Consider the following 23,045-nt stretch of genomic DNA (forward strand, 5'->3'; position numbering starts at 1 on the left):
CCGATGAACGAGCAAGAAAAACGGGCCTATCTGGAAAACTACGAACGGGAAAAGAAAAAAGGCGTCCCCTTCTTTCCGGACATCCTCTTCAAAGACGCCGTCGTATCCCTGCTGATCTTCATCGCGCTTGTCGGCCTGGCGTACTTCATCGGCGCCCCGCTGGAAGCACGCGCCAACCCGGCCGACAGCGGCTACACGCCGCGACCGGAATGGTATTTCCTCTTCCTGTTTCAATTGCTGAAGTACTTCCCGGGTTCGTTGGAAGTGATCGGGGTCATCGTCATTCCCGCCTTGGTGATACTCATCCTGTTCGCGCTACCGTATCTCGATCGAAGCGCGAAGCGCCACTACACCAGCAGACTCCCCATCGTCGGCGCGACGGTGCTGGTCTTTTTCGGCGTGATCGCCCTTTCGATTCAAGCCTATCGAGAAACACCGCCGCCCACGGAAAGCGCGAAGGGAGATCCCATCGCCGCACGCTACACCGAAAACTGCGCGCCGTGCCACGGACCCGGAATTTCGGTTCAGACGGGAACGAATCTGCACGAGATCATCGCCCAGGGAAAACACGAAGGTATGCCGGCCTGGAATGGAGATCTATCCAGCGACGAGATCGACGCCCTGGTAGGTTTCATCCTCTCCCCCGTCGGTGATCAGCTTTTCCGGGCACAATGCGCCGCATGCCACGATGTCGAGGAATTGGTCGCCAGTGACCCGATCCAGCTGAAGGACGCCCTCGAAGAGGGACCCAACTTCAGCGAACACGCCGGAGTCGACGTTCCCACCTGGACAGATCTGCTGTCGCCCGAAGAACGCATCAGCCTGTTGAATTTCCTCATCGCACCGGACGGCCAGCGGCTGTTCGACACAAATTGTGCCACCTGCCACGGCCGCGCTATTGCCTTCTCCGGCAGCGAGACGGAATTGGAATCCATCATCCGCCAGGGAGGCCAGCACCTGGAAATGCCCCCATGGCGGCAGACGTTGAGCGAAGCCGAGCTGGAGACGTTGGCCGCTTACGTCGTCGACCCGGGTTCCAATCCGCGGGGAAGCGCACTCTTCGAAGCGCACTGTTCGACGTGTCACGGAGAACGTATCCCGGCCGCGGACAATGTCCAAACCGCATACGAAACGATTGCCGGCGGCGGGGCGCACGAAATCATGCCCGTTTGGGGAGACATACTCACACCCGAACAAATCGACGCGCTGGTTGAATATACCTACAGCACGGCCGTCGGGCCGCCGTTGGAGTTGGGGCAGCAGCTCTTCGATCAGAATTGTGTCTCCTGCCACGGCGATTTTGGCGAAGGCGGCCCCAATCCAACTCGCCAGGGAGACGTGATCGCTCCCATAAGTTCTGCGGAGTATTTGAACACCCGCGATGACGCCACGCTGAGAGCGGTGATCGCACAGGGGCAGCCGAATTTCGGCATGGCGCCTTTCGGGATCGCCAACGGCGGTCCACTTGACGATGAAGATATCGATGCCATCGTCGCCTTCATCCGCAGCTGGGAAAGCAACCCTCCCGTCGAAATGCCGCCGGAGGTCGCCGTAAGCGAATTGCCGCTGAGCAGCGCCGAACTCTACCAAAGCGTTTGCGCCCAGTGTCACGGAACGAAGGGTGAAGGCCTGATTGGTCCTTCACTGCGCGATCCGAAATTCCAAGCCGCGAACAGCGACCAAGAAATCTTCGATACGATCAACCTGGGCCACCCGGCAACTCCGATGATCGCCTGGGGTGAGGTGCTTACCTCCTCACAAATTCAACAATTGGTCCAATACATCCGTGGATTCGAAGGAGGTGCGCCGAGCGAGGCGGGGGTCGGCGGCGAGAGTCCCTCGTTCGCCAATGACGTCATGCCCATCCTCAACGAACATTGTGCTGCATGCCACGGCACTTTTGGCGGATGGGACGCCTCCAGCTACGACAGCGTAATGACCACGGGAGACAATGCTCCGGTGGTCATTCCGGAGGACATCGAAAACAGTCTGCTCGCACAAAAGATATCAGGGACCCAGTCCGAAGGCGCGAAGATGCCTCCCACCGGTCTGATGATGGATGAAGAGATCCAAATCATCCTGGACTGGATCGAAGCCGGTGCCCTCGATAATTAGGGACGCTGATCCGTTGGGCGCCAAGATCTCAGCCCGTTTCGGTCCCTTGCGAAACAGCCTGCGCGCCCGTGTTGCGCTGGGCGTCGCACTGCCTGTCTTTTTGGCGCTCCTGCTGCTATCGCTCACCTATTATTTGCGTGAGCGCCGGTCGATCGAAGAACAGATCCAATTCGCAGCCTTTCAAGTGGGCGAAGTGACCCTGGGAAGCCTGCAGCACGTCATGCTGGAAAACGACGCCCAGCTTATGTCAAATGTAATTGAGGATGTGGCAGGCATGACCAACATCGAACGCGTACAGGTTCTGGACGCCGCGGGCCGTGTCGCCTCCGATAGTTCCAATCAGGACGTCGGCGTTGTCCGGCACGTGCAGGAAGCCGACTGTCAGGAATGCCACGCACAAGCCCCGGATCCACGCCCGCGCACGATCCTGCTCTTGACCGCCAATGACACGCTGCGCATATCGGCGCCGATCGAGAACGAACCGGAATGCGGTGCGTGTCACTCGAACGAAACGGGGCACCTGGGTGTTCTCCTGCTCGACGTGTCGCTGCGCGAGTCAAACTTGCTGATCCTCAAGGACCTGCGAATCGAGTTGGCCATCGCCGCCATCAGCACGCTGCTCATCACTGCCGGCGTGTACCTTCTCATCCATCGACTCGTCGTCCGGCGCGTCGAGCATTTTCGCCAACCACTTGCAGCCCTGGCGCGCGGCGAATTCGACCGCCGTCCTCCAAATCCGGCAAACCCCAAAGATGAGCTGGATGAACTATCCCTTGGTTTCAATCACATGACGGATGAACTGCAGCGCCTCCAACGCGAACAGCAAACCAGGAGCGAACTTCGCTGGCAAGCCATCATCGAAGAGCGAGAGCGCATCGCCCGTGAGATTCACGACGGCGTGGCGCAGCTCATGGGGTACGTCAACACGAAGACCGCCGCCGTCCGCCTATTAATCGAGAAGCAGGAGTTAACGCAAGCCGAAGAGCAGCTCAAGCAGCTATCGGACGCCTCGAGCGAAGCCTTCCTCGAAGTCCGCTCCGACATTCTCGGTTTGCGCAACAGTACAATGAAAGCCGGTGAGTTGTATACGACGCTGAAGGAATTCACCGACAAGTTCAGTGAGTTGAGTGGGCTGACGATCGATCTTCACCTCCCGAACGGAAACTGCGAATACAACTTTCCCCCGGAGAGTGAACTGCATTTGCTGCGCATTACCCAGGAAGCGCTGACCAACGTATACAAACACGCAAAATGCGATCGATCCTGGGTGCAGCTCGATTGTGACTCTCGCCAATTGAAATTGACCGTCAGCGACGATGGCATCGGTTTCGACCCCGACAGCCCCCCCGCTGACCGTAAACCGCATTTCGGTCTGGCCACGATGCGCGAGCGTGCGGAGGCCATGGGCGCGGTCTTTAAAGTCGAGTCCCAAACAGGATTTGGAACGCAGATAAGCGTATGTCTGCCGTTGGAGGAGCAACCATGCGCATCGTAGTTGCCGACGATCATTCCCTCTTCCGCGACGGCTTGGTCAGTTTACTTGAAGCCGCGGGATACGAAATCGTCGGTCAGGCTGGCGACGGACGGGCTGCCGTCGACATGGTTCTCGAGACACGCCCCGACATCGTCCTGCTCGATCTCGCAATGCCCATACTCGACGGCCACGAGGCGTTGAGACAAATCCATGCCGCCGCCCCGGAAGTGAAAATCGTCGTTCTGACCGTTTCCGATGAAGATGCGGACTTGCGGCGCGCCGTCCAGGCCGGTGCGCAAGGATACCTGTTGAAAAGCCTCAACGCAGATCAGTTCCTCGAACTGCTCGCCGGTTTACAGAAGGGTGAAGCGGCGATCACACGCAAAATGACCGCCCGGCTGATGGCACAGTGGGCCGACACCGCGGACGATCAAGAGCCTGCACCCGATCGGCTCACGGAGCGCGAACTTCAGTTGCTGCAGCTCGTCAGCCTGGGATTGTCCAACCGGGCAATCGCGCAGAGACTCTCCATCAGTCTTAACACCGTAAAATATCACCTCAAGAACATCCTTCAGAAATTAGACGTTCAAAATCGTACCGAAGCCGTTGCCATCGCCATACGAGACGGCCTGTTGGACCAGAAAGGAGCGGACACGTCGGAGAGAAGTTGAGATTCGAAAGCCGCTCTTTATTGTCCGCCGCCTCCGCTACGGCAACCAGAAACCCGCTCCCGTACACCCACAGTCGTTCTACCATCTGCCTGGCCCACCCTTCCGGGTAGGCGCATGCGTGTCCCAACCCACCCTAAATAGACCGCACGCCCAACCGCTCGGGTCTGGTCAGGATCACTCATCATCCTTTAATCTTAAGGGGTGGATGCAATCCATCGAGGTGTGGATGGCAAAGCCGAAGGTCGTCGTTCTTTCGAGTCGCACCTTGTACACCGAAGGCGTACTCAGCCGGCTCAAGGAACATGAAGAACAAGTCGAACTGCGGGTGGTGGATGCCCGGGAAGAGGACGCCCTGGATCAAATCGTCTCGTACTCGCCTTGGGCCGTGATACTTGACCAAAGCGATGAAGAAGCCAGCCGCCATTGCTCGCTGTCGGAGTTGTTGGAAGAGCTACCTTCGTTGACGATCGTCCGTCTCGATATGCAGCGCCAGGGCTTTCAGGTCGTGACCAGCGAACAGCACACTGCGGAGGAAGTCGACGATCTGCTCGAGGTGGTTGTTCGATCCAAATCTGACGATAGCACTTGAATGGAAGACGAGTAAAAATACGAAAGCTGTAATTCGAATCGAATGAAGCACGCAAACGGGTATGCTAGATGCCTAAATTCAAGCAGGAGGTCGTATATGAAGAAACGGATATTCTGGGGTGGTGTCGTCCTTCTGGCCCTCGTATTGGCTGGCTGCGCCGGTCCACAAGGTCCGGCCGGACCGACCGGTCCAGAAGGCCCTGAGGGACCTGCCGGACCTACCGGACCAGTACCCAAGGCTTCCGAACTCAGCTGCACCGGCTGCCACAACGACACGTCGCTGATCACCGGAAAGCACACAGCCTGGAGCGCATCCGCTCACGGTATGGGCGAAACATACGTACGCGCAGCAAGTTCCAGATGCGCAGGGTGCCACTCCGGCGGCACCTTCAGCACGATGATCGCCCAGGGCTTGAACGCAACGCAGATCGAAAGCGGAGATCCGAATCCGACGCGTACGGACTGCCGCACGTGTCACCAGATCCATACCACCTACACCACCGACGACTGGGCTTTGGAAACCAGCGACCCGGTGACTTTCAACGTCATTTCGGACGCGACGTTCAACGGTGGGGCGGGCAACCTCTGCGCCAACTGCCACCAACCGCTCTCGGGGTATCCCGGAGCCGAAAACGGCATGGTCGAAGTCTCCAGCACGCATTGGGGACCGATGAGCCCGCCGAGCACGATGCTTCTCGGCCTCGGTGGCGGGGGCGACGTATCCAACCTGCCCAGCCCTCACGCCAGCGTGGTAAAGGATACCTGCGTGACCTGCCACCTGGGTGACGCGGCCAGCCACACCTTCGAACCGGATGTGGCGACTTGTATAGTGTGCCACTCGGACGCCGAGGATTTCAACATCGCCAACGTGCAAAGTGACGTCCAGGCGATGATGGACGATCTAGAGAAAGCCCTGGTTTCCGCTGGTCTGCTCGATGCAGATGGCCATCCGGTGGTCGGAACGTACCCCGAAGACAAGGCTGCAGCCCTGTGGAACTACATCTACATCGAGGAAGATAGAAGCATGGGAGTGCACAACGCGGAGTACATCAAAGCGCTGCTCCAATTTTCTCTGGAAGCCATGGGAGTGAGCCAGTAATCCGGGTACACAAGTATGCGAAGAAAAAAAGAACTGCCGTATGGCAGTTCTTTTTTTCTGTGTATCTTTCCACCACTACACAATGGCTGTTCAGTCTTGAATGGAAAGTTGTCCGCCACGTCTCTTGTCCGAGTGGGCATATTGGCCGGCGGGGGACTTACCCCTCAATCCGCTGAAGCCGCTGCGTAGGCTTTATCGATATTCATTTCATGCTCGGGTTCTTCGTGTTCCACGATGTTGAAATAGCGTACACCGAGTGTAATTGCCATCAAACCGTAGGCAACGACGCCGGCCCCGGTGAGGATTTCAATAAGCGAAGGAAAATAATGCGTGTACATGGTCGCAGTCGATTGCGGCAGGTAGGACATGACCACTACCTGACCGGCAAGCGTCACGTCCCAGCGGTATGCGACGAGGCCGATCACTACCATGCCCAACGCCAGCATCCGCAACGTCGGCTTGCTGCGTGTGCGGGTGTTGAGTAAAAGCACGGCAGGTATCAAGGCGCCCACGACGATTTCCCCAACCCAGAAATTCAGCGCCAAAGGACCGGAGGTCAGCACGGCCAATCCCTCGGTGCGGCCTGGTTGGTACGTGTAGGTCATGGAAAACGCATCCCAGAAGCGGAAGTACAGGTAGCCAACGAGAATCCAGCCAACAATCTGGGCAAGCCGTTCGAGCAAGTGATCGTCGACCCGCGCCTTGTTACTTAGGCGCGCCGTTAGCATGGAGATCAAAGTCGTGAACGAGATGCCGCCTGCGGCAGCCGAGATGATGAACAAAACCGACAACCCGGGGCGATACCAGATCGGGCGCGCTTTCAACACACCGAATGTGGCTCCCAGGGATGATTGATGCAGCATCGAGAGTAGCAATCCCGCAACCGCGAGATACGGTGCAAAGCGGTGCAGCGACTCGAGCCGTCGTGCGAGGCGCGGCCAACGTTGCTGCATCCAGATTGCTTGTCCGACAATGGGTGCAGCCTCTACCGCCAGTACCGTCAGATACAGGCACACGCACATGGTAACTTCCCAGAGTACGGAGTGCGGATTCCAGAACACGAGCGCATGCCAGAATCGATCGGGCCGGCCGATATCCAGCAGCAGTGTCAACACCGCCATGCTGTAGCCTATCAAGCCGATGAACGTCGCTGTGCGCGCAACAGGCTGGAAACGTTTGAGACCCAGCAAGTAAACGGCGGCACAAAGCAGAAACGCTCCAGCGCTCAAGGCGATCGAAGACAGATCGATCGTGATCCACAGACCCCAGGGTACCAGGTCGCTCAGGTTGGTGACGATCAATCCCTGGGTGAAGACGACAAAAGCCGCGATCACGCCCGCCACCATCAGCGAGGCAAGGATGAACAACCAGGTTTGAAACCGGGTGAACCTGATAGATTTTATCCTGGCCTTCATGCGTTCACCTCCTGATCGCGGACGTGCAGATAATACACACGCGGCTCCGTTCCCAGGTCCTCGCGCAGGCGGTAGGATGGAATGGACTTCAGCATCTGACTGACTTTGGAATCGGGATCGTTCAGATCTCGGAAGAGGCGTGCCCCGACGGGGCAAGCGACAACGCATGCGGGGGTCGCCTCCGGGTCCATACCCGGCGTCAGGCCCAACGCCATGCCCCGATCGATTCGCTGGTAACAAAACGAACATTTTTCGGCGACTCCGCGCGGCCGCCGTTCCACCTCGGGTTGTCCCCATTCCGGAACGGCCGGATTGGGTCCGGTAAATGCTTTCCAGTTGAAAGACCGGGCGCGATAGGGACAAGCCACCTCGCAATATCGACAACCGATACATTTGTCGTAATCCATCATCACGATGCCGTCTGCACGCTTGTAGGAGGCGCCCACCATGCAGACTTCGACACATGCAGGGTGATCGCAGTGCATGCAGGGCCGAGCGAGGTACATGGTTTCACCCCCATATTCTCCCGCCTCGACCACCGTGTTCCAGGATATCCAGGGTGGGACATCATTGTGCGCCCGGCAGGCCAGCGTGCAGTAACCGCAGCCGGTACAAGCCTGCTGGTCGATCACCATCGCCCAACGATGCGGGCTGGATCCTTCAGGACCAGAAGACGCCGAGGCATCCTTCACCCAACGCACGCCGAGATACGTCGTGACGGCGGCGACGATTGTCTTCAGAAACCCCCTTCGATCGACAGCTTGATCAGGCATCGTCCTCACCTCGTTCCTTCCTGCCATTGAATCGCTGGTACCAACGTTCCAGCCACGGGGAAAGGATCATACCGGCCGCCATACCGACCAAGCCGGCAAGCGTGGCAAAACCGAGTGGGTTGACATTTCCGGGATCGTCGCTGATGAGCGCCATTTCCGTCGAGGTAACACCGACCTCCGCCTGCGCACTCTCGGCTTCGGGGTGAACCTGAACCGGATCGTGCATTTGATAGGCATGGCAGGCGTTACACGTACTCAGCTGCACGTTGAAGCTATGATCGCGTACAGCGTGCCCTTTCTCGCCAGATGCCCCTTCTACCGGGCTGATGTGGCAATCGGCACAGGTCAGACCCTCCGAACTGTGCGCGGAGTGGGCGAAATTGGAAGCCCGATCGCGATGACACGTTGCGCAGAGCATCGAGGCGTCGTTCGACTTCAGACTCGTCTCATGCGGATCGTGGCATCCGATGCAGGTCAGATTTGCCTTTCGATGACCGCTCACCTGCCACTCGAAGTACGTCTCCGTGTGGCAAGTGCCGCAGAAATTCGCCGATCGATCGGCGGGCATCGGTTCCGCAGGATGGTCATCCGGTATCGGACTGTGGCAAGCCACGCAACTGATCTTGTCTTCATCCCAGGTAGCAGAGTCGGGGTCGTACCCCGTCGTATGGCAGCCCATGCACATCGCAGGCTGCCCCTGCTCCAGCCAGGCTTCCTGAAAAACCGGATCGCTGACGGAGTGTCCATGCGAGCCTTCTTCCCACGCCTCCTGAAATCCTGCGTGGCAGATCTGGCAGTCCTCGGTGGATGTTGCGGTGAACTGTGCTTGTGCGCTGCTGTAGGAGAAAGTAAACACAGTTACGGCCATGGGAACGGCAAACAACAGTCCAAAGCAGGCCATTCTGATCCATCGTTTCGTCATCGTGTACATCTCCTCGATTGAGGTTTTCATGCCTGGGTAAGAGCCGGCGCATCGCGAAAAACATCACAATCGATGCAGTCTTCACGCAACTGCCCTTGCTGATCTCGAAAGAACTGCCAGCACGGTTTTCCGCCTTCTTTGTATGCCGGGCACTGTTCCATTCTTGTCTTCGGACAGTCTCTGAGAAGCCAACATTGGATGGGCGGTACGAGGCTGGACGCTTCGAGAATAAGGGCCTCAGAATCTTTTTGCCAACGCTCATCCAGTTTGCGCAGAAAATACACCACGCTGACTGTCAGCAGGACCGGGATTCCAAAACGCACCAACATAACAAGCAGTACATTCCAAAACGCCTCCATCATCCTCTTCCTTTCCCACTCTTCTGGCCTTGCTCATACCATGTACCAATCATCAACAGAAGCGAGGCCGGGAGTGCTATTCGAATCAGTGTCAGGAGAATCAGCGCAAATTCTGTTTTCATTTCCAATCCTCCTTTCGCCTTTTATTTCATCTATATCGTAGGACTTGAAACTCGGTCCGTAAATCCGGCACTCACCCGATTTTTCGATTGGGTGAGTGCCCCACGAAATATGTGAAATATGGTACAAACACCCCACGCGTCGTACCATAAAATGGGGAATAATGTGGGTAATGCAACCCATGTGGCATAAAAAAAGCCCGTCGTACACACACGACGGGCTTTCCGGTTGCGCCGGGCGACACCTCTTCCCCGAATTGAAATCGTCCACGGATCTGAAGAGATCGAAAAACCACATCCTATGTTTACGTCGGGTTCATTCTTGTTTGAACGTCTCCGCTTCGAGGTAGATACGCTTGATCCGAGGATAGCGCGAGCCGATTTTACTCTCGATTCGATCGATGGCCCGAGCGATTTGGCCGGACGTCAGGTCCTCTCTGAACGTCAGCTTCATGTTCAACAACACATCGTCCGGCCCCAGGTGCATCGTCATGGGCCTGTGCACGTCCAGGATTGCATCGTCGCCCGATACGATCTGCCTTATGGAAGACACGATCTCCGGATCGGCGGCCTCACCCAGCAGCAGCTCGCGACTCTCATACGCCAGAATTCCCGCCATGGTCATCAGGATCACAGCGATGATCAACGAGGCCACCGCGTCGAGGGCCGGTAATGAGAGCTGCTGTCCAATAAAAATGCCCAGAAAAGCGACGAGCAAGCCCGCCAACGCCGCCGTGTCTTCGAACAAAACGAGGAACAGCTTGGGATCTTTGCTGGTATGTACTGCGGAGAATATATTTTGGGTGGGCATGGTTTTTCGCAGTTCCCGCAGGGCGACAAGAAACGAGATCGATTCGAATACCGCCGCCAGTGCGAGGACGATGTAGTTGCCCACGACATCCTCGATCTCTGTGGGTCGAATCAAATGATTGACCCCTTCGTAGAGCGAAACGCCGCCACCCACACCGAAAAGGATGATGGCCACGATGAGGCTCCAGAAGTAAATCTCCTTTCCATACCCAAATGGATGGACGTCGTCTGGCGGCCGTTTTGCCAAGTGGATACCGAGCAGCAGCAGCCCTTGGTTGCCCGAATCCGCCAATGAATGGATACCTTCGGAAAGCATGGCCGAACTGTGCGTAATTGCGGCGACGACGAATTTACTCAATGCCACCAGCGTATTCGCGCCAATCGCTGCGTACACCGTAATCGGTTTGTCCTCTAATTCAGCCGCCATGGATATGTTCTTTGACCGTATTCTTTTTCGGCGCCCACGTTCATATCAAACGCACTGAAAACCCATCATTCGCCCACCATACCGACTTGGTTTCGGTTCCCCGATAACGGTGATGGATGTTTGGAGCGATTATCAGATGCACGCCCTTCCGATTTCCTTCCGGCGTCCCTTTTATCCTGCTGGCAAACAGATCCGCAACACGGAGGTTTCCTGTCTCGATCGATCAGCGAATCAGCCGATCAAACGCGCCAGCGCATAGGCTGCGGCCGCTGCCAGGCCGCCGACCAGACCCGTTTGCATACTCGAACGTCCTGCAGGCACACCCATGGCGCGGCCTTTGATGAAACCAAATACCAGCAGCGCCGTCAACGTAACCCCTATCGAAACATAGAATGCATTACCCACATTCTGCAGCAAGATGTAGGGAAGCAACGGGATGAATCCGCCAACGACGTACGCGAGCGCGATCGTCCCCGCACTTTCCACGGCCCGGCTCGGTGTGGGTCTCTCCAGGCCAAGCTCGAACTGCATCATGAAATCGACCCAGCGTTCCGGATCCTGTTCGAATGCGTCCAGCACCTCCCTCCCGGCGGCCTCGGAAAGTCCGTAATCATGGAGTATGTTGGCCACTTCCTCCCGCTCAGCAGTGGGAATTTCACGCACTTCACGCCACTCGCGTTCCCGCTCGACGCGATAATGTTCTACATCGCCGCGGGCAGCGAGATAACCACCCAGTCCCATCGCAATCGATCCGGCGGCAATTTCCGCCAACCCGCCCGTTACGACGATCTTCGTGGATGCACCTACGCCGGTCAGCCCGGCTGCGAGCGCAAACGGAACGGTGAGACCATCCGACATTCCGATCACGATGTCCCGCAGGACGTTCGAAGCCTGGAAATGTTCCTCTTTATGGGGTTGCACACTCACCGTCATCGACACGCTTCCCAATCCGGATCCTGATGTGCCGCGCTGAAATTTGCTTTTCCAGGTGAAGACACCGTTAAGACGCAATCGAATAGTCTACGAATCAACCGCCTCACCTTTGCCCATCCACAACGGCCGAACCTCATCCAGAAACACCATCGCCACCACGGCAAACGGGATGGAATACAGCAGGCCGAGCAGACCGCCGGCCTTGAATCCGAAAACCGTTGCCATGAGCACGATCGCCGGATGAAGCTGCAGCGCACGGCCGAACAGCACCGGTGAAATCAAGTGGATTTGCACTTCGGTCAGGCCAACGATGACCAGCAGAGCCCACAGTGCCAGGATCGGTGTTACCGTCAGAGCGCTCAACACGCTCAACAAAGCAGCGACGAATTCACCCAGAATGGGCACAATACTGAGGATGCCGCCAACCAGTCCGATCGCCAATGCGAAAGGAACCCGCAGGATAGCCAAACCGGTGCTGAACCCGACTGCATAAAAAAGGATTTTCAGCGGTTGGACTCTTACCCAACGCCCGAGGCCCACAAGCACACGGAGACTTATCCGACGCATTTCGGCGCTTCTTGTGGACGGGATCCATTCCGGCAGGTGTTCCAAAAAGCTGTCTTTCGAAACCACGAAGAAATATGCCAAGACAAAAACGATGCCGATATCCAACGAGGCGTTCCCCACACTTCCCACCGTCCCCAACACCGCTTGAACCACGGTAGAGAGACGCTGTGAGACTACAGTCGCTGCGTCACCCGCCGATGGGATGAGCTGTCCGATGAGCGGCGTCGAGGCCAGGCTGGACGTTATCGAATTCCACAGCGCCGGACCTTGGGATTGCAGCGTCGCAAGCTCCGCATTGAAGAGGGGTAGCATCAACTCGCCGATTCCCAGGACAATCGCCAAAAGCAATAAATACAGCAGGAGGACGCCCGGTGAACGAGGGATGTGCCACTTTTCCATGCGCTGTATGGCCGGCTCCATCCCCAACATCAACAACAATGCACCGAAGAGCATGGCCATGAGTTCGAAGAGCAGGGAAAAATTATGGATGACGACCCATAACGCCGCTCCCAACGTGAAAAGCATTAGCCACAGCCGTAGGGGTTTGGCGGCAACGATCCGCACGCGTTCCCATCGCGGGCCGGATGCATCTTCATCGATCTGGTCGTTGTTTTCCTCGTCCAAGGTTACAGGATGCTTCATGGCTGCCCTTCTGTAAAAATTCGTGCGTCCAAAGAAGGATCGAATCGGCAATCGTTTCCGATAAGCATTTCCTCCAACTTTCTCACGCCGAAAGCGGTTCGTGGTCTTTTCGCGGAGAGCCATGTCGGATGTGGAAAACGTAACCCGGACTCCAGGGGGTGCCGAGAGCAGGGAGTACCCATCGGTCTAAGCCGATCCACCCGGCCGTTCGCCAGGCCAACGCCAACAGGATTGCACCCAGCAGCATGAGGGGATTCATACTGATCGATCCGGCCAGCAGGTAATTGACGTTCATGACCACGCCGAAAAATGCGGCGATGCCCACAAAGATGCCCAGGATCAGCGCCAGTCCGACGAGAAATTCCCCGAGCGATACCACGTAACTCATGATGCGTACATTCGGCTGAACGACATTGCTGAGAAACCACGCATACCAACTTTGAACCTGGGGATACGCACCTCCGGTCTTCTGCAGCGCACCCTGTATGAATCCGTTCAATCCCGTACCGGCATTGGCGCCGACCCAGGCCGGATTATGCAATTTTCCCCATCCTGCATGAATCCAGAGGTATCCGACAGCCAAACGGGTAAGCAACCACAACCAAGCCCAACGCACGTTACCGAACAAGGCACGTGAAAATGGCGATTCGGAAATGTGCACGACTTCCGGTTGTTCCATCTTGTCCTTCCGCTCAGTACTTCGCATTATCTTCATAACCTCCTACTATATCGTCACTCGTAAGGCCTTCTTTCATTGCCTCATCCGTTATTCTCCCGCAGAAGCAGTCCGAGCGTCTTTATGTCAGTATAAAGAACAAATTAAGCGTTACTTAGAACAGCCGCGAACGTCCCGGCCAATCTGCGGAAAGAATGCGCGGGTAAATCCACCCCGAACACATACTGCAAGAAGTGGAAATTCGAGGTCTTGTGGTGACAACGATCTCACGAGGGCCGCAAGGTACTGCCGGGCCGCTCCGCCTTTTCGGGTTCTACCAGAAAATACACCGCAACGCTGCGGGTGTGCCGGCAACGAGCATCACCGCGAACACCGTGAACCGCTCGAGCAGCCAATAGACATGGATGTGGCTAGCTGCATATGTCCGGCCAGGCTTAAATAGAACCGGGGGTGAAAAGCGTCATGTGAATCCGAAGAGGCATTAAAAAAACGCCACGGGGTAGATCATCAACGCGATGAGCTCAAGTCAGCTCATCGAATCGCTTCTGGCACGAGATGATCGTGTCTTTTGCGTGTTCCAATCCCTGCCAGCCGAGTACTTCCACATGCTTTCCCTCGGGTTCTTTGTATGTTTTGAAGAGATAGGCAATTTCCTCGAGGATATGTTTTGCAGGATCGTCCAATCCTTTGTATTCATTGAATCTGGGGTCATGAATCGGTACGGCCAAAATCTTGTCGTCGCGATCGTTATTGTCCTCCATCTGCAGGACGCCGATCGGACGAACGGAGATGATACAGCCCGGAAACGTCGGATTGGTAACCAGGACGAGCACATCGAGTGGATCCCCATCCTGGTCAAGCGTACGCGGAATGAAGCCGTAATCTCCCGGATAATGCATCGCGGAATATAGTACCCGATCCAACACGATGGCCGATTTTTCCGTGTCGAACTGATATTTGTTCTCCGACCCTTTCGGGCACTCGATGACGGCATAAATCTGCTCTGGCGGGCTAGGGCCTGTCGGTAGATCTCGCCAATAATCCATCTTTTTCAACCCGTTCCCTATCTATGGCGTATTGCATGTTCGCCTCGGATTCGAATGAAATGCTTTACCAAAATTATTGCACGAGATAGATTCCCCTCCTCTCCATGTCGCACACAGCGTACCTGTTTTCGTTCTGAAGCAGCTTCTGCAAGCATCTTGCCGCCCAAATCGTCCGAGCTCGCTCGTTATTCCATTTTTATCGACGTGCTATCGGATTTCATTATTGCGTTTTACCAAAGAGTATGAAGCCAATTATTCCGAGTCAGCCACCTCACCACCGTTCTGGTGGACGATTTCCATCAGTTCCGATTTCTTTTGCGCCAAGATGTCCTCATTGTCGGCTTCGATCACCAATCTGACCACCGGCTCGGTGTTAGATTTGCGCAAGTTGAACCACCAGGAAGGATATTCGACGGAAAGACCATCCAGGTGGACCTGCTCGCCATCCTTATATGCCGAGGCCAGAACTTCCAGCATGCGATCCGGCTCTTTCGTAGAAATGTTGATTTCGCCTGATCGTGCATATTTCATCAATGGACGCACCAGTTCGCTCATGGATTGCTGTTTCTTGCCCAATAAATTCAGCATGACAACCATGGCCATCAATCCACAATCGATGTACCCAAGGTCCTGAAAGTAGTAATGCCCCGACAACTCGCCGGCGAATACGGCGGAATCCTCGCGCATCTTGCTCTTGATGAATGAATGGCCGACTCGGGTCTTTACAGGCTTGCCGCCGAGCTCCCTGATCCGCTCCGGGACGGCGCGGCTCGATCTGAGATCATAAAGGATCGTCGCGCCGGGCGATTTCGCCAGAAAGTATTCCGCCAAAACGGCGATCATCAAATCGGCGGGGATGCGTCCCCCTTTCTCGTCAATAAAACCGCAGCGATCTCCATCGCCGTCGAAGGCGATGCCCAACGCTGCGTTTTCAGTCTTCACTCGCTCCTGCAATTTTTCGGTGGTCGACGGGATGGCAGGGTTGGGAACGTGAACGGGGAACTCACCATCCGGATTCATGAGCATGGTGATGAAATCACAATGTTCGAATCTGGGAATCAAGCGAGGCGTATCCAATCCACCCATCCCGTTGCCGGCATCCACCACCACCTTCAGATGCTCGTTCCCTTCGATGAACGTCGACAATTCATCGATGTAATCACCCAGGAAATCGATTTTCTGTGCCTGGCTCTGACTCTGAGGCGGGGTATCAATGTGCCGCGTCAATGCTTCGATCTCCGGCAGCCCTTGATCCCCGCTGAGCGGGATCGCTTTTTCTCGGCAGAGCTTGATGCCGTTGTATTGTTTAGGAAGATGGGAAGCCGTGATCATGGCGCCTCCCCGAAAATCACGCCGGATGATGGCCGAGTACAGCATGGGCGTGGTTGCCATGCCGATATCGAAGACCTGCAGCCCGGAACTCAAGGCGCCTGCAGCCAGAGCTGTGGCCAGAGAGGCGGATGTTTCCCGCATGTCGCGCCCGATCACGATTCGTCCACCTTCCAGATATTGGCCGAAGGCGGCACCGATTTTTCGTGCGATTTCTGCGTTAATCTCCTGCGGTGCCAGGCCGCGAATATCGTATGCCTTGAAAATGCCTGCCATGAGTATGTTCACCTTTGATGTTATTGAGTTTTTCGGTGCTGTCGTCACCGGTCTATTTTTTATAATATCCAACTCTGCGGATTTTTGCTTTATGGTTCGGTTATCGCCAGCTTAAATATGCCTAAAAAGGAGCCCTCAAGATAACACACGCCCCACGTCCGGTCGGGTTATGCTCGAGGACTCAGGATCTTCACGATGATCCAAACTGCGTTTGTTTTTCAGGTGGCTTTCTCTCGATCGATCAGTTTCTCCACCTGCCGGCAGACATTTTCGACGCTCAAACCGTATTCCCGCATGACGATGTCCCCCGGTGCTGATTCCCCGAATTTATCCACACCGATCATCGCGGACACGCCTTGACCCACGTATGGCACCCAACCAAGAGAGAGGCCCGCCTCGATGGCGACGATTGGAATCCCCGGCGGAAATACCTCCCTCTGGTATTCCATCGGTTGGGCTTGGAACAATCGCCAGCTAGGAAAGCTGACAACGCTGGCTGAAATCTGCTCCTGTGCCAGTCTCTCACGCGCTTCGAGAGCCAGGTGTACTTCCGATCCCGAAGCCACAAGTACGACCTGTGGCGATTCTCGGTTTGGACTTTCGGCAAGCACGTAAGCGCCGAAGCGTAAGCCGGCGCGCAGCACCTCATATTTCTCGAGGTCGAGTATCGGAAGCTTCTGCCGGGTAAGCACGAGAGCGACGGGGCCTTCCCGTTGCTCCAATGCGACCTTCCAGGCCAGGGCTGTCTCGTTCGCATCCGCGGGTCGAATGACCGTCAAGCCCGGAACGGAACGCAACCCGAGCAGCTGCTCGACCGGTTGGTGGGTCGGACCATCCTGCCCCAGCCCGATGCTGTCGTGGGTAAACACGTAGATCACCGGCAGACCGCTCATGGCCGCCAGGCGCATGGGGGGCCGCATGTAATCGCTGAAGACGAGAAAAGTGGCCCCGAATGGAATCAGGCCACCGTGCAGCGCCATCCCATTCAGAATCGCACCCATGGCATGCTCGCGGATGCCAAAATGCATGTTGCGGCCTTCGTGACTCCCGGCTTCGAAATCGGGACTGCCGGGTATGTGGGTGTGCGTGCTTGGGGAAAGATCCGCTGCACCACCCATGAATTCAGGCAAATACTCGGCGAACTTCTCTATACTTTTGCCGGAAGCAACGCGGGTCGACATTTCTCCCTGATCTGATTTGAATTCCGGTATATCGTCGCTCCAACCTTCCGGCAATTTACCTTCCACCGTGCGATGGTACTGCGCAGCGAGTTCAGGGAATTTTTCGATGTAGCGCCCCACATCTTCCTGCCACGCCGCCTGGGCTTCACCACCGCGTTCAACGGCTTTTCTGAAATGAGCTTCGACCTCCGCCGGGATATAGAATTCCGGTTCCAGGGGCCAATCGAGATTTTCCTTCGTTCGCAGCACTTCATCGTGCCCCAAAGGTTCGCCGTGTGCCGCTGCCGTATCCTGCTTCTCAGGACTGCCGTAGCCGATGTGGGTGCGCACGTCGATTAAGGTGGGCTTATCGGTATGCCGTCTTGCTTCATCGATCGCGGACGACATCGCTTCGACGTCGTTTCCATCCTCGACGTGAAGTACCTGCCAACCATAGGCGCGAAAGCGCGCCATGCGGTCTTCGCTGAATGCCAGTTTGGTCGAACCCTCGATCGTGATCTGGTTGTCGGCGTACAGCACGATCAGCTTCCCCAACTGCAGGTGTCCCGCCAACGATGCCGCCTCGGAAGAAATGCCCTCCATGAGATCCCCGTCACTTGCGAGCACGTACGTGTAATGATCGACGATCGTGTGGTCGGGGCGGTTGAATCGCGCCGCCAATGCGGCCTCGGCGATGGCCATGCCCACTGCATTGCCGAATCCCTGTCCCAGAGGCCCGGTCGTCGCTTCCACTCCCGGAGTCCTGCCGTATTCCGGATGACCCGGCGTCTGACTGCTCCACTGGCGGAAACGCTTCAACTCCTCGAGCGGAAGGTCAAAGCCGGTCAAATGAAGAAGAGCGTACAGCAGCATCGAACCGTGACCTGCGGAAAGTACGAATCGGTCCCGGTCCGGCCATGCAGGATCTTTCGGGTTGAACTTGAGGAAGCGATCCCAGAGCGTATAGGCGAGCGTCGCCGAGCCCATGGGAAGACCCGGATGCCCGGACTTCGCCCGCTCGACTGCGTCGACTGCCAGGAAACGCAGCGTGTTGATACATTTGAGATCCAACTCTTCTCGTTCGTTTGCAATCGACTCTGCTTTCGCCTTCGTCGTCATGATGAACCTCCAAAATAAGTCGCCCCGACCCAAGAAAATCTTTCCATCGTTCTTCGGGACCGTGTATTGAATTCCTATCGGCTCTACGGGCGTGACCGGACGTCTTTTTCACCTTTCGCTTCCATCGATGGAGATGAATCCGATCGCGAATACCAATCCCGCCAGATGAGCTTGTGAACCCCGATGCGCCTCGGAACATCGCGCAAACCGGGAATCAAAGGTAGAAAGATCAAGATGAGATATGCTACAGCCAGGACCGCAGCCGCGATAATGTCAGCGTTGGGTGAATCGGCGATAGCAGGGATCTGGTACAGGAACACGAAAGGCCAGAGCCACCAGCCGCCCGGGTAAGGACCGGTTTCGTGGCTCATACCCCACTGCTCGCCCAACATATCCAATTTCTGCGCAACGCTTTGATCCACGTCGTCCTGGAAGAACAGCAGCGATCGCGTCGTGTCCAGCAGGTACGGCAAGCTCGGCCCACTATCAATGGCGCCTTCCAATAACCCTGCTTTCCCCAGGTTCAGCATGCCCTGCATCATCACTTCAACCGGCCCGTATTGGCCATCCGGCAGCTTCACCTCTCCGTTGGAAACCTGCGCCTGATCCAGGGCTGCCAAATAAGCGGACAACCACTGCTGACGCTGAGTCTTCGTCGCGGCGCGGTATTGGGACAGCGCCGCTTCGACATCTGCATCCAACACCGCCGCCCGTTCGAGCGGTTTCAGGATCAAATCTTCCGCAGGGTCGATGGGATTCGTGACCCCAAACCAATTCGCCGGTGCGATGCCCAGTAATCTCTGGGCGTTCTGAGGGTCGGCGGAATACGGAGGTCCATAATCCTGCAGACTGCTCTTTCCGGCGAGGATGCCCGCGCTGGTTTTGAGTAAAGCGACCGGCGCATACCGGGCGACGTCTTCCGACCGCACCGTAGGATAATCCGGCGATCCCAAAACTGCAGCCAGGACGATTGCAATCAACAAAATAACCCCGAGCACGATCAGTCCTTCCCGGATCAAATCATAGGGTTTGCTGGGAATGTTCCTCAGGTACGCACTGGCTCGTTTATTCATCGGATGCCCCTTGTTCGGGAATCGGTTTGACCGGGCCTTCTCTGCGGACCAACAGCAAATGGATACCGACGAGCCCCGCGATCAGAAGCGGCAAGACGATCAGATGAATCGACAGCACCTGTCCGATATTCATCGGATTGAACAGCGCTCCCAAGCCGACCGCGTTCATCAAATCCTTGGCCTGCACGGCAATCCACTGCGAATCCCAGTTCGTTTGCGCCAGAAAGCCGGTCAAGGCTGCGAGTGCGGCGATTACGAAGGTGATCGTCCCGACAAACCAGGTCTTCCAGCGTCCGTCACGCCAGGCCGACATGAATATTTTCGTTAGCATGTGCGCCAGCAGACTGAAGAAAAGCAGTTGTACAGCCCAAAAATGGACGGAATTGATGAAATGCCCGGTGGAAGAGTTGTGATACCACGTAGGTCCGAAGATCGCCATGATCACGCCCGACAAGGCGAGCACGACCAGACTCGAAAGAGCTGATACCCCGAACAGGTAGGCCACCGAATTGACGTAGACCGGCATGCTCGTCGGCAGCAGATCATCCAATGTTAAGTTTTCGCGGATTCCCTGTTGAATCTTACGCGTAAGATTCACCTGTCTACCTCCTCACGAACAACTGCCGGTTCAAAGATCTTCGGCAGGCGGGACCAGGCGGACAAGAAGAAAACCGCCACGACCCCGGCCCAGGCGATGATACTCGGGATTGCCAGGTTGAATATTCCGAAGATAACATGGGGAACTGTGTCCAACATACTTGGTGGAAGTTGATCCATCGCATTCACTCCTTACTGGCTGGCCTGTACGCGTATTAAGGGCTACCTTCTACCATTACGCCCTGATGCGCCGCCAATCCAACCATCTATCCTTCGATGCTTCCTGATATAAATTCAACCTCAAACGACTGTGATCTGTCTTTACGAACGTCTCAACCTAGAATTATGAAAACCTTAAGCATCCCAGGAGAGCGCTTCCCCTTCTGTGATTGCCATTACACGTATTCTTCGTGGTTCATCGAAGAAAACAGAACCGCCGTCGCTGCGTTTTTCTCAACCGCCAGAAATGTGGCGTGAAATCCAGCAATTACAAAGCCGGATCAGAACGCGAAGTTTCCATGCGCATACACCGGGAAAAAACCTTACCGCGGAGATTTCGGTGGGTTAATTAACGAAGGCGCACTGCACGTGTGCGTTGGAAACGCGTGTGAATAGTGGATTCAAAATCCAAATCGACGGGTCGGAATCACACCGAAGGAAGTTGCTGAAATTGGGTTTACGCCTGAATGATCCCCTTGCGAATGGCGTATTTCACCAGATCCGTCCGTGAATGCAGGTTCAGCTTGCGCATGATGTTCTCGCGGTGGCGTGCGACCGTTTTGGGGCTGATCCCCAGCGTTTCGGCGATATCGATGTTCCGGGCGCCGTCGGCCAAATGGGCAAGCACCTCCTGCTCACGGGCCGTCAATCCATTGAGTGCCTGCTCGTCCCGTGAAGTCTCATCCTGCTGCAGATAATCGCTCACCAGCAATTTGGCCATGGAGGGATACAGATAGACCTCGCCCTGCGCTGCCACCCGGATGGCGGTGAGCAGTTCTTCCGGGGCGGCCCGTTTCGGGACGTATCCGCTCGCACCTGCTTCCAACATGCGGAAAAAGTATTCTTCATCCTCATGGATGGTCAATGCCACGATCGCCGTTTCCGGCCGTAAACGCTTGACTTCCTTTGCCGCATCGATCCCCGACATGTCCGGCAAGCCGATGTCCATCAACACGACGTCCGGCCGGAGCTTGGTCAGCGCATCCAGAGCCTCTCGAGCCGACCCGAATTCTCCAACGATCTCGACATCGGCTTCGTCTTCCAGCAGCATACGAATGCCCGATCGGACGACTTCGTGGTCATCCACCAACATTAGACGAATCGTCATCGTCTTCCTCTCCATTTTCCTGATACGGGATGACAACACTGACCCGCGTTCCCTCTCCCGGCTGAGACTCGATCGCGAACTTGCCTCCCAATTCGTGTGTCCGCTCCTCCATGCCTGCCAAACCCCAGGATGGTCGTTTCGAATCCATGCTCGCAAGCGTCAGACTAAAGCCGACGCCGTCGTCGATCACGTCCAGCCAGATATTGTGTTTTCCGTAGCGCAGGTAGACGTCCGCCCTTTCCGCATCGGCGTGTCGGACGACGTTCGTCAGCGCTTCCTGCACGATGCGGAAAAGTCCCGTTTTCATTTCCTGCGGCAAGTCGATGTGCTCGCCTTCGATATGCACGTTCACCTTGAGGGGCGCTCGTTGCTGGATTTCACCGACGTACCAACGCAGCGCAGCGGCAAGTCCCAGGTCATCCAGATGGGAGGGACGCAGATCGGAGATGATGCGCTGCAGTTCATTCAGAGAATGTGCGATGAGTTCCTCCAACTGGTGAAGGTTCTGCGTCACTTTTCCCTCGCTCCCGCGCAAATTGGTCGCGATGCCTCGCAAACCCAGCCCAATTGCGGTCATCGCCTGCCCCGTCTCGTCGTGCAGCTCGCGGGCGATGCGCTGCCGCTCCGCTTCCTGCGCTGCGACGACTCGTTTGAGCAATTCTCCGCGCATGGCTTCCCTTCGCTGCGCTTCCTTGAGCCGCTCCGCCTGCAGTTCGGAAAGCTGCCGCTGTCGCTCCACCTCGAAGGAGCGTAAGAATCTGGTCACGAAAACCGCGGCCAGGATTGCGGCAACCGCGCGCATCAACTGAACGGGGAACCCGAAAAGATCCCGAAACAAAACCTGATTGATCACGTTGGAAGGCGGCAGTGGACTGGGGCGTGTGAAGGCTTGTCCAATGATGCCATACCAGGCGAAGGCGACCGCCGCCCATAGACTGTCCTGACCGAAGCGGGCCAAACCCACTCGTCGGAAGGCGCGCTGCTGCGCGATCAACCCAACCGAGGCGAACAACGCCGAAGGGATGGCCAACGAATACCGGCTCCATACATCCGCCACATCCCAGAGTTCTTCTGGAATGGGATAATCGCCTTTCAACAGCAGCAAGCCAAATCCCCAGATTGCGGCCAAAATCAGAGGCACCATTAGACTCAACCGCCGGGTCCGCTGGTCGCGAGAAAGCAACGAGGCGCCGAATGCCGCCAGACTGAGAAAAGAGAACGCCAATATCGCCACACGTGCGCTCTCCAAAAGAAGCTGTACATCCTCCTGTATCGGCAGAATGCGCAAGATCAGGAACATCTCGATCCATTCGTGCAAACCATGCAGCAAACCGAATCCGGCCAGGGGACGCAGGGCGTTGCGCAATCTTTCATCGCTGCCTCGCCCCGCTTCCAGCGTGATCGCCAGGCCCATGCTGAAGAAGGCCAGACCGTAAAACAGATAGACGATAGATATGAAAGGCGGTTGCACGTTTTACTCGTTTGCTAACTTACGCCGGCCGGATGAAATCAATCATCACCTACTTGA

The 23,045-nt window shown here is 56.3% G+C and carries 21 protein-coding genes; 5 read left to right on the forward strand and 16 right to left on the reverse strand.

Features of this window, described 5'->3' with window-relative positions; genetic code table 11:
- Positions 1 to 3 precede the first annotated feature (3 nt).
- From P8Z34_03610 to P8Z34_03630, 5 genes are all read left to right on the forward strand, one after another.
- Positions 4 to 2,115, forward strand: coding sequence for a c-type cytochrome (locus P8Z34_03610; GenBank protein MEJ2549753.1), 2,112 nt, complete (start codon positions 4 to 6; stop codon positions 2,113 to 2,115).
- The gene (locus tag P8Z34_03615) at positions 2,099 to 3,610 is read left to right on the forward strand and encodes a histidine kinase (GenBank protein MEJ2549754.1); all 1,512 of its coding nucleotides are present in this window, start codon (positions 2,099 to 2,101) and stop codon (positions 3,608 to 3,610) included. Before P8Z34_03610 ends, P8Z34_03615 begins: the two co-directional genes overlap by 17 nt.
- A complete protein-coding gene (locus P8Z34_03620; GenBank protein MEJ2549755.1) occupies positions 3,598 to 4,260 on the forward strand; it encodes a response regulator transcription factor in 663 nt (220 codons plus the stop codon). The genes P8Z34_03615 and P8Z34_03620 overlap by 13 nt, the downstream gene beginning before the upstream one ends.
- A gap of 226 nt (positions 4,261 to 4,486) precedes the next feature.
- Positions 4,487 to 4,849, forward strand: coding sequence for a hypothetical protein (locus P8Z34_03625; protein ID MEJ2549756.1), 363 nt, complete (start codon positions 4,487 to 4,489; stop codon positions 4,847 to 4,849).
- Between the two features lie 96 nt (positions 4,850 to 4,945).
- Positions 4,946 to 5,947 carry a hypothetical protein gene (locus tag P8Z34_03630; protein MEJ2549757.1) on the forward strand — a complete coding sequence of 334 codons (1,002 nt, stop codon included), beginning with the start codon at positions 4,946 to 4,948 and terminating at the stop codon, positions 5,945 to 5,947.
- A 164-nt stretch (positions 5,948 to 6,111) separates the two neighbouring features.
- Here the strand turns inward: P8Z34_03630 and nrfD are convergent, their stop codons facing one another.
- From nrfD to P8Z34_03710, 16 genes are all read right to left on the reverse strand, one after another.
- Positions 6,112 to 7,362, reverse strand: coding sequence for a polysulfide reductase NrfD (gene nrfD / locus P8Z34_03635; protein ID MEJ2549758.1), 1,251 nt, complete (start codon positions 7,360 to 7,362; stop codon positions 6,112 to 6,114).
- The gene (locus P8Z34_03640) at positions 7,359 to 8,135 is read right to left on the reverse strand and encodes a 4Fe-4S dicluster domain-containing protein (GenBank protein ID MEJ2549759.1); all 777 of its coding nucleotides are present in this window, start codon (positions 8,133 to 8,135) and stop codon (positions 7,359 to 7,361) included. The genes nrfD and P8Z34_03640 overlap by 4 nt, the downstream gene beginning before the upstream one ends.
- A complete protein-coding gene (locus tag P8Z34_03645) occupies positions 8,128 to 9,057 on the reverse strand; it encodes a cytochrome c3 family protein (protein ID MEJ2549760.1) in 930 nt (309 codons plus the stop codon). Before P8Z34_03645 ends, P8Z34_03640 begins: the two co-directional genes overlap by 8 nt.
- Positions 9,058 to 9,083: 26 nt before the next feature.
- Positions 9,084 to 9,416 (reverse strand): hypothetical protein, encoded by a 333-nt coding sequence (locus tag P8Z34_03650; GenBank protein ID MEJ2549761.1) that lies wholly within the window; start codon positions 9,414 to 9,416, stop codon positions 9,084 to 9,086.
- 435 nt (positions 9,417 to 9,851) lie between these two features.
- On the reverse strand, positions 9,852 to 10,772 hold the full coding sequence (locus P8Z34_03655) for a cation diffusion facilitator family transporter (GenBank protein ID MEJ2549762.1): 921 nt from the start codon (positions 10,770 to 10,772) through the stop codon (positions 9,852 to 9,854).
- A gap of 231 nt (positions 10,773 to 11,003) precedes the next feature.
- A complete protein-coding gene (locus P8Z34_03660; GenBank protein MEJ2549763.1) occupies positions 11,004 to 11,705 on the reverse strand; it encodes a VIT1/CCC1 transporter family protein in 702 nt (233 codons plus the stop codon).
- Positions 11,706 to 11,792: 87 nt separating this feature from the next.
- Entirely contained in the window at positions 11,793 to 12,914 is a 1,122-nt protein-coding gene (locus P8Z34_03665; protein MEJ2549764.1) for an AI-2E family transporter, read from the reverse strand.
- 82 nt (positions 12,915 to 12,996) lie between these two features.
- Positions 12,997 to 13,620 carry a DoxX family protein gene (locus tag P8Z34_03670; protein MEJ2549765.1) on the reverse strand — a complete coding sequence of 208 codons (624 nt, stop codon included), beginning with the start codon at positions 13,618 to 13,620 and terminating at the stop codon, positions 12,997 to 12,999.
- Between the two features lie 491 nt (positions 13,621 to 14,111).
- Positions 14,112 to 14,636 (reverse strand): inorganic diphosphatase, encoded by a 525-nt coding sequence (locus P8Z34_03675; GenBank protein MEJ2549766.1) that lies wholly within the window; start codon positions 14,634 to 14,636, stop codon positions 14,112 to 14,114.
- Between the two features lie 252 nt (positions 14,637 to 14,888).
- The gene (locus P8Z34_03680; GenBank protein ID MEJ2549767.1) at positions 14,889 to 16,241 is read right to left on the reverse strand and encodes a phosphomannomutase/phosphoglucomutase; all 1,353 of its coding nucleotides are present in this window, start codon (positions 16,239 to 16,241) and stop codon (positions 14,889 to 14,891) included.
- A gap of 218 nt (positions 16,242 to 16,459) precedes the next feature.
- A complete protein-coding gene (tkt, locus tag P8Z34_03685; protein ID MEJ2549768.1) occupies positions 16,460 to 18,520 on the reverse strand; it encodes a transketolase in 2,061 nt (686 codons plus the stop codon).
- Positions 18,521 to 18,603: 83 nt separating this feature from the next.
- Positions 18,604 to 19,593 (reverse strand): hypothetical protein, encoded by a 990-nt coding sequence (locus tag P8Z34_03690; protein MEJ2549769.1) that lies wholly within the window; start codon positions 19,591 to 19,593, stop codon positions 18,604 to 18,606.
- Entirely contained in the window at positions 19,586 to 20,191 is a 606-nt protein-coding gene (locus P8Z34_03695) for a cytochrome b N-terminal domain-containing protein (GenBank protein ID MEJ2549770.1), read from the reverse strand. Before P8Z34_03695 ends, P8Z34_03690 begins: the two co-directional genes overlap by 8 nt.
- Positions 20,188 to 20,370: a hypothetical protein gene (locus tag P8Z34_03700; protein MEJ2549771.1), complete on the reverse strand. Its 183-nt coding sequence runs from the start codon at positions 20,368 to 20,370 to the stop codon at positions 20,188 to 20,190. Before P8Z34_03700 ends, P8Z34_03695 begins: the two co-directional genes overlap by 4 nt.
- A gap of 496 nt (positions 20,371 to 20,866) precedes the next feature.
- The gene (locus P8Z34_03705; protein MEJ2549772.1) at positions 20,867 to 21,517 is read right to left on the reverse strand and encodes a response regulator transcription factor; all 651 of its coding nucleotides are present in this window, start codon (positions 21,515 to 21,517) and stop codon (positions 20,867 to 20,869) included.
- Positions 21,489 to 22,988: a sensor histidine kinase gene (locus P8Z34_03710; protein ID MEJ2549773.1), complete on the reverse strand. Its 1,500-nt coding sequence runs from the start codon at positions 22,986 to 22,988 to the stop codon at positions 21,489 to 21,491. The genes P8Z34_03705 and P8Z34_03710 overlap by 29 nt, the downstream gene beginning before the upstream one ends.
- Positions 22,989 to 23,045 lie beyond the last annotated feature (57 nt).

Source organism: Anaerolineales bacterium, from assembly GCA_037382465.1.
In the GTDB taxonomy this organism is placed as follows: domain Bacteria; phylum Chloroflexota; class Anaerolineae; order Anaerolineales; family E44-bin32; genus WVZH01.

Bases quoted from the DNA above. Each gene is read 5' to 3' on its own strand.
- P8Z34_03700 (MEJ2549771.1), bottom strand. From the start codon at position 20,370: ATGGATCAACTTCCACCAAGTATGTTGGACACAGTTCCCCATGTTATC.
- P8Z34_03640 (MEJ2549759.1), bottom strand. From the start codon at position 8,135: ATGCCTGATCAAGCTGTCGATCGAAGGGGGTTTCTGAAGACAATCGTC.
- P8Z34_03660 (MEJ2549763.1), bottom strand. From the start codon at position 11,705: ATGACGGTGAGTGTGCAACCCCATAAAGAGGAACATTTCCAGGCTTCG.
- P8Z34_03670 (MEJ2549765.1), bottom strand. From the start codon at position 13,620: ATGCGAAGTACTGAGCGGAAGGACAAGATGGAACAACCGGAAGTCGTG.
- P8Z34_03645 (MEJ2549760.1), bottom strand. From the start codon at position 9,057: ATGACGAAACGATGGATCAGAATGGCCTGCTTTGGACTGTTGTTTGCC.
- P8Z34_03680 (MEJ2549767.1), bottom strand. From the start codon at position 16,241: ATGGCAGGCATTTTCAAGGCATACGATATTCGCGGCCTGGCACCGCAG.
- P8Z34_03610 (MEJ2549753.1), top strand. From the start codon at position 4: ATGAACGAGCAAGAAAAACGGGCCTATCTGGAAAACTACGAACGGGAA.
- P8Z34_03690 (MEJ2549769.1), bottom strand. From the start codon at position 19,593: ATGAATAAACGAGCCAGTGCGTACCTGAGGAACATTCCCAGCAAACCC.
- tkt (MEJ2549768.1), bottom strand. From the start codon at position 18,520: ATGACGACGAAGGCGAAAGCAGAGTCGATTGCAAACGAACGAGAAGAG.
- nrfD (MEJ2549758.1), bottom strand. From the start codon at position 7,362: ATGAAGGCCAGGATAAAATCTATCAGGTTCACCCGGTTTCAAACCTGG.
- P8Z34_03705 (MEJ2549772.1), bottom strand. From the start codon at position 21,517: ATGACGATTCGTCTAATGTTGGTGGATGACCACGAAGTCGTCCGATCG.
- P8Z34_03625 (MEJ2549756.1), top strand. From the start codon at position 4,487: ATGGCAAAGCCGAAGGTCGTCGTTCTTTCGAGTCGCACCTTGTACACC.
- P8Z34_03665 (MEJ2549764.1), bottom strand. From the start codon at position 12,914: ATGAAGCATCCTGTAACCTTGGACGAGGAAAACAACGACCAGATCGAT.
- P8Z34_03675 (MEJ2549766.1), bottom strand. From the start codon at position 14,636: ATGGATTATTGGCGAGATCTACCGACAGGCCCTAGCCCGCCAGAGCAG.
- P8Z34_03630 (MEJ2549757.1), top strand. From the start codon at position 4,946: ATGAAGAAACGGATATTCTGGGGTGGTGTCGTCCTTCTGGCCCTCGTA.
- P8Z34_03655 (MEJ2549762.1), bottom strand. From the start codon at position 10,772: ATGGCGGCTGAATTAGAGGACAAACCGATTACGGTGTACGCAGCGATT.
- P8Z34_03620 (MEJ2549755.1), top strand. From the start codon at position 3,598: ATGCGCATCGTAGTTGCCGACGATCATTCCCTCTTCCGCGACGGCTTG.
- P8Z34_03650 (MEJ2549761.1), bottom strand. From the start codon at position 9,416: ATGGAGGCGTTTTGGAATGTACTGCTTGTTATGTTGGTGCGTTTTGGA.